Source organism: Streptomyces sp. NPDC059455 (genome assembly GCF_042750115.1).
GTDB classification, from domain to species: domain Bacteria; phylum Actinomycetota; class Actinomycetes; order Streptomycetales; family Streptomycetaceae; genus Streptomyces; species Streptomyces endocoffeicus.
The window spans coordinates 1-5,153 of record NZ_JBHYVB010000345.1; the positions used below are offsets into that span (position 1 = coordinate 1).

Annotated in this window: 7 protein-coding genes; 4 read left to right on the forward strand and 3 right to left on the reverse strand. The window is 70.9% G+C overall.

Features of this window, described 5'->3' with window-relative positions; translation table 11 throughout:
- Nucleotides 1-108: 108 nt before the first annotated feature.
- On the reverse strand, nt 109-912 hold the full coding sequence (locus ACFXB5_RS51520; protein ID WP_385222504.1) for a hypothetical protein: 804 nt from the start codon (nt 910-912) through the stop codon (nt 109-111).
- Between the two features lie 110 nt (nt 913-1,022).
- On the opposite strand from ACFXB5_RS51520, the gene ACFXB5_RS51525 reads away from it, so the two are divergent.
- From ACFXB5_RS51525 to ACFXB5_RS51535, 3 genes are all read left to right on the forward strand, one after another.
- Nucleotides 1,023-1,814, forward strand: a complete 792-nt coding sequence (locus tag ACFXB5_RS51525) for an ABC transporter ATP-binding protein (RefSeq protein ID WP_385222507.1) — start codon at nt 1,023-1,025, stop codon at nt 1,812-1,814.
- A gap of 82 nt (nt 1,815-1,896) precedes the next feature.
- Entirely contained in the window at nt 1,897-2,322 is a 426-nt protein-coding gene (locus tag ACFXB5_RS51530; protein ID WP_121825037.1) for an NfeD family protein, read from the forward strand.
- Nucleotides 2,323-2,474: 152 nt separating this feature from the next.
- Nucleotides 2,475-3,434 (forward strand): SPFH domain-containing protein, encoded by a 960-nt coding sequence (locus ACFXB5_RS51535; RefSeq protein WP_044577455.1) that lies wholly within the window; start codon nt 2,475-2,477, stop codon nt 3,432-3,434.
- 63 nt (nt 3,435-3,497) lie between these two features.
- Here the strand turns inward: ACFXB5_RS51535 and ACFXB5_RS51540 are convergent, their stop codons facing one another.
- Both ACFXB5_RS51540 and ACFXB5_RS51545 read right to left on the reverse strand, forming a co-directional pair.
- Nucleotides 3,498-4,001 (reverse strand): HNH endonuclease, encoded by a 504-nt coding sequence (locus ACFXB5_RS51540; protein WP_385222510.1) that lies wholly within the window; start codon nt 3,999-4,001, stop codon nt 3,498-3,500.
- Nucleotides 4,002-4,106: 105 nt separating this feature from the next.
- The gene (locus ACFXB5_RS51545) at nt 4,107-4,646 is read right to left on the reverse strand and encodes a YbhB/YbcL family Raf kinase inhibitor-like protein (protein WP_385222512.1); all 540 of its coding nucleotides are present in this window, start codon (nt 4,644-4,646) and stop codon (nt 4,107-4,109) included.
- Nucleotides 4,647-4,731: 85 nt separating this feature from the next.
- Here ACFXB5_RS51545 and ACFXB5_RS51550 point away from each other — a divergent pair, with 85 nt between their 5' ends.
- Nucleotides 4,732-5,058 (forward strand): barstar family protein, encoded by a 327-nt coding sequence (locus ACFXB5_RS51550; RefSeq protein WP_223863993.1) that lies wholly within the window; start codon nt 4,732-4,734, stop codon nt 5,056-5,058.
- Nucleotides 5,059-5,153 lie beyond the last annotated feature (95 nt).

The following is a 5,153-nucleotide window of genomic DNA, read 5'->3' on the forward strand; positions in this document are numbered from 1 at the left end:
CCTCCGGGGCCGGCCCCATGTCGGCCTCCGAGCCCCGCAACATCCCCCCCGCGGTGGCCAGAGACCCATGGTGGTCAGAGCCCTGTGGTGGCCAGCGACCCGCGGTGGTCAGAGACCGCCCCGCTCCCGCTCCTCCACATACGCGTTGTACGCCGCCACCTGGGCCCGCCGCGAGGTGCGCTCCACCGGCCGCAGCGCCTCGGCCCGCGCCGCGATCTCCGACGCGCTCACCGCCCCGCCGTGCTCCCGGCCGTCCCCGCCCGCCATATACGCGATGTCCACCAGAGCACCCACCCGTTGCGCCAGCTCCAGCACCCGTATGGCCCGCGGCGGATAGCCCGGGGCCAGCACCTCGCGCCCCCGCTCGGCCCGCGCCCGATACGCCTCCAGGGCCGCCTCGGCCACCGGGCCCGACCCGGCCACGTTCAGCCGCGAGAGCACCTCCGTGGCCTCCCGCAGCGCCTCCGCCAGCTCCCGCTCGGCCTCGCTCAGCGACGGCACATCGGCCGGCGGCGCCTCCCGCACGGCCTGACATCGCCACACCACCTCGATGTGCTGATCGCCCTCGGGCCCGGCCGCCGACACCTCGGGCACCAGACCGAGCGCCGCCCCGGTGGCGATCACCGCCTCGCCCGCGTCGAGCGCGTGGGCGTTGAACTCCGGCGGGCCGCTCAGCCCCAGGGGATGCCCCGCTATGGGCAGCGCCACCCGCAGCCCCTTGGCCCCGAGCGCCCGCAGCCGCCCCAGCGCCAATGTGAGCCCCACCTGCGCGGACTCCCCCGGAAGCCCGGCCACCCGGTGCGACGCGTCCTCGCCCGCGATGCGATGTGCCGCCTCATCGGGGGAGACAAGTCCGGCGATAAGGGCATTTCCCCAAGCTGCGAGGCGCCCTGAACGTGGTTCATCGAGCATGGAACCAGCCTAAGGACTGTCACCGACAACGTGTGGCGTAGGTTTTCCTCAGGGGGCTGCGCCCACAGGCGCACGCACGACTCGAGACTGCAATGGGAGACAACGCGCTCATGAGCGAGGTTCTGGAGCTGCTGGACGTATCGGTGGTCCGCGATGGGCGGGCTCTGGTGGACGAGGTCTCCTGGTCGATCAAAGAAGGAGAGCGCTGGGTCATCCTCGGGCCCAACGGCGCCGGCAAGACCACCCTCCTCAACCTCGCCTCCAGCTATCTCTACCCGAGCGCCGGAACCGCCCGGATCCTCGGCGAGCAACTCGGCCGCGTCGACGTCTTCGAGCTGCGCCCCCGCGTCGGCATGGCGGGCATCGCCATGGCCGAGAAGCTGCCGCGCCGCCAGACCGTCCTGCAGACCGTCCTCACCGCCGCGTACGGTATGACGGCCCACTGGCAGGAGGACTACGACGCGGTCGACGAGACCCGCGCCCGCGCCTTCCTCGACCGCCTCGGCATGACCGAGTACCTCGACCGGAAGTTCGGCACCCTCTCCGAGGGCGAGCGCAAGCGCACCCTCATCGCCCGCGCCATGATGACCGACCCCGAACTGCTGCTCCTCGACGAGCCCGCGGCCGGACTCGACCTCGGTGGCCGCGAGGACCTCGTCCGCCGCCTCGGACGGCTCGCCCGCGACCCGCTCGCCCCGTCGATGATCATGGTGACACATCATGTCGAGGAAATCCCCCCCGGCTTCACCCATGTTCTGATGATCCGCCAGGGGAAGGTGCTCACCGCGGGGCCGGTCGAGACCGAACTGACCTCCCGCAACCTCTCCCGCTGCTTCGGACTGCCGCTGGTCGTCGAGCGCAACGGCGACCGCTGGACCGCCCAGGGCCTGCCACTGACCTGATGTCCGCCCCTTGCGCCCACCGTGCCACCGGCAGGTGATCCGCGCACTGTCCCCGGCGACTTGGGACAACTACCATGACCATGTGGATCCGTGGGTGTGGTGGCTGATCGCCGCCGTAGGACTGGGTATCCCGCTCGTGCTGACCGCGATGCCCGAATTCGGGATGGTCGCGGTCGGCGCCGTAGCCGGTGCCATCACCGACGCGCTCGGCGGCGGCATCGTGCTGCAAGTCGTCGTCTTCTGCGCCGTCTCCGTGGCATTGGTCGCCGTCGTACGCCCGATGGCGGTCCGCAGCCGCCGTCAGCAGCCCGAGCTGCGCAGCGGCATCGAGGCGCTGAAAGGCCGCCAGGCCGTCGTCCTCGAGCGCGTCGACGACGGCGGAGGCGGCCGGATCAAGCTCGCGGGCGAGGTGTGGTCCGCGCGCTCGCTCGACCCCGACCAGGCTTACGAACCAGGGCAGCAGGTCGATGTGGTGGAGATCGACGGTGCGACGGCCGTCGTCATGTAGACGCCGTACCGGGAGTGTCCTACCAAGAGTTGAGGACGACCCGGTTGAGCTGCGGAGTCGACCATGGATCTGACAGACTCCACCCTCGGGAACCGCCAGACTTGATCATCCCGACCATCCGAATCGCCGCATGAAGGGCACGGGGAGCCGCTGTGGAACCGATCATCATCGTCCTGATCATCCTGGTGGTGCTGGTCTTCATCGCACTGATCAAGACGATCCAGGTCATCCCGCAGGCCAGTGCCGCCATCGTGGAGCGCTTCGGACGCTACACACGCACCCTCAACGCGGGCCTGAACATCGTCGTCCCGTTCATCGACTCGATCCGCAACCGCGTCGACCTCCGTGAACAGGTCGTGCCCTTCCCCCCGCAGCCGGTGATCACCCAGGACAACCTGGTGGTGAACATCGACACCGTCATCTACTACCAGGTGACCGACGCCCGCGCCGCCACCTACGAAGTGGCCAGCTACATCCAGGCGATCGAGCAGCTGACCGTCACCACCCTGCGGAACATCATCGGTGGCATGGACCTCGAGCGCACCCTGACCTCCCGCGAGGAGATCAACGCGGCGCTGCGCGGTGTCCTCGACGAGGCCACCGGCAAGTGGGGCATCCGCGTCAACCGCGTCGAGCTCAAGGCCATCGAGCCGCCCACCTCCATCCAGGACTCGATGGAGAAGCAGATGCGCGCCGACCGTGACAAGCGCGCCGCGATCCTCCAGGCCGAAGGTGTCCGGCAGTCCGAGATCCTGCGCGCCGAGGGTGAGAAGCAGTCCGCGATCCTGCGGGCCGAGGGTGAGTCCAAGGCCGCCGCGCTGCGCGCCGAGGGCGAGGCCCAGGCGATCCGTACGGTCTTCGAGTCCATCCACGCCGGAGACCCGGACCAGAAGCTGCTCTCCTACCAGTACCTCCAGATGCTGCCGAAGATCGCCGAGGGCGACGCCAACAAGCTCTGGATCGTGCCCAGCGAGATCGGCGACGCCCTCAAGGGCCTCGGCGGGGCCATGGGCAACTTCGGCCCGCTGACCGGCGGCGGAAACGGCGGCGGCACCCCCAGCGGCACCGGTAAGGAGCCCGCCCCGCGCCGCGAACAGCCCACGATCGACTGAACGGACGGCGGCGGGACGGCCCCTTAAAGACTTCTGCCAGGGCCTTCTGCCAGGGGATGAGACTCAGGCGGGCAGCGCGAGCCACTCCGGCAGACCGTCCCGCTCCGCCGCCCCCAGCGCCAGCAGCAGCGCATCCGAAGGCGTCGGCTCGAACGGCGCCTTGAGCAGCCGCATCCCCGCCTGCTCCGGAGTCCGGTCCGCCTTACGGTGGTTGTCCTCGGCGCACGAGGCCACCGTATTCAGCCAGGTGTCCCCGCCCCCGCGCGACCGCGGCACCACATGGTCCACGGTCGTCGCCCGGCGGCCGCAGTACGCGCACCGGTGCTGGTCCCTGACCAGCACCCCGCGCCGCGACCACGGGGCACGTCTTCGGAACGGCACCCGTACGTAACGGCACAGCCGGATCACCCGCGGCAGCGGCAGATCGATGTCCGCGGCCCGCACCCGCAGCCCGGGGTGGGCGTGTTCGACGACGGCCTTGTCCTGGAGGACCAGCACCACGGCGCGCCGCAGCGTGACCGTCGCCAGCGGCTCGAAGCTCGCGTTCAGAACCAGCGTCTCGCGCATCCCGACCACCCCCGCATCCCGGTGTCCCGGTCCGCGCCGGAGATCGGCGGGACCGGGATCAACTCTGGCCGGGAGCCTGGCCGAGAACAACGCAATTTCGCCGCGTCAGCCCGCGGCCGGCACCTCGTACTCCCCGATCAACTGGGCCCGCCCCAGCGTGTGGAACCGCAGATTGAAGCCGACCACCGCGGGCGAGGCGTCCGCGTCCGGGCCCAGCTTCTCGGCGTCCACCGCGTAGACGGTGAACACATAGCGGTGCGGACCGTCCCCGGGCGGCGGCGCGGCCCCACCGAAATCACGGGTCCCGTAGTCGTTGCGCGCCTGTACGGCACCCTCGGGCAGGCCCGTGAAGCCACCGCTGCCCGCACCCACCGGAAGCTCGGTGACCGTGGCCGGGATGTCGAACACCACCCAGTGCCAGAACCCGCTGCCCGTCGGCGCGTCCGGGTCGAAGCAGGTGACGGCGAAACTCTTCGTCCCTTCCGGGAAACCCTCCCAGCGCAGCTGCGGAGAGGTGTTCCCCTCCGCCTGCACCTGGGCGGACTTGAGCGTGCCGCCCGGTGCCACATCGTCGCTCACCACCGTGAACGACGGCACCGGCGGATGGAAGTCGTGGGGGAGCGGGGCCCGGTTCTGCTCGGACACGTCGAGAACCTCCGAAGTCGCAGTGGATCATCTCCGCGGCCAGCCTAACGAGACCGGTACCCGGCGGGCTGGCACCATGGCGCCCATGACCGGCCCCACCCTCGCCCTCCACCTGCGCCTCGACGGCGTGACGGACAAGGACGGCTTCCTCGCCCGCTGCGCCCGGGACCTGCGCTTTCCCGACTGGTACGGGCGGAATTGGGATGCCCTCGCCGACTGCGTCACCGATCTGTCCTGGTGGGCCGAGGGCGGCGAGCCCAGCGGTTGTCTGCTGGACATCCAGGGCTGGCCGGCCTTCCGCGACGCGGACCCCGACGCCGCCGCGATCGCGGCCGACATCCTGGCCGACGCGGAGGCGTACTGGGCGGCGCGGGGACGGCCCCTGGTGGTGCGCTACGACGACGGCCCCTGAGGGCACGAGGACGGCCGCTGCCGGGGGCCCCTCGCACACGAACGCGGGGGGGGTGGGACAGGCGCCCCCACGAATCACCCCCCCCACCGGGTCTG

What these genes read in the sequence shown, in the direction of transcription:
- ACFXB5_RS51520 (WP_385222504.1), bottom strand. Translation starts at nt 912, where the DNA reads ATGCTCGATGAACCACGTTCAGGGCGCCTCGCAGCTTGGGGAAATGCC.
- ACFXB5_RS51525 (WP_385222507.1), top strand. Translation starts at nt 1,023, where the DNA reads ATGAGCGAGGTTCTGGAGCTGCTGGACGTATCGGTGGTCCGCGATGGG.
- ACFXB5_RS51540 (WP_385222510.1), bottom strand. Translation starts at nt 4,001, where the DNA reads ATGCGCGAGACGCTGGTTCTGAACGCGAGCTTCGAGCCGCTGGCGACG.
- ACFXB5_RS51550 (WP_223863993.1), top strand. Translation starts at nt 4,732, where the DNA reads ATGACCGGCCCCACCCTCGCCCTCCACCTGCGCCTCGACGGCGTGACG.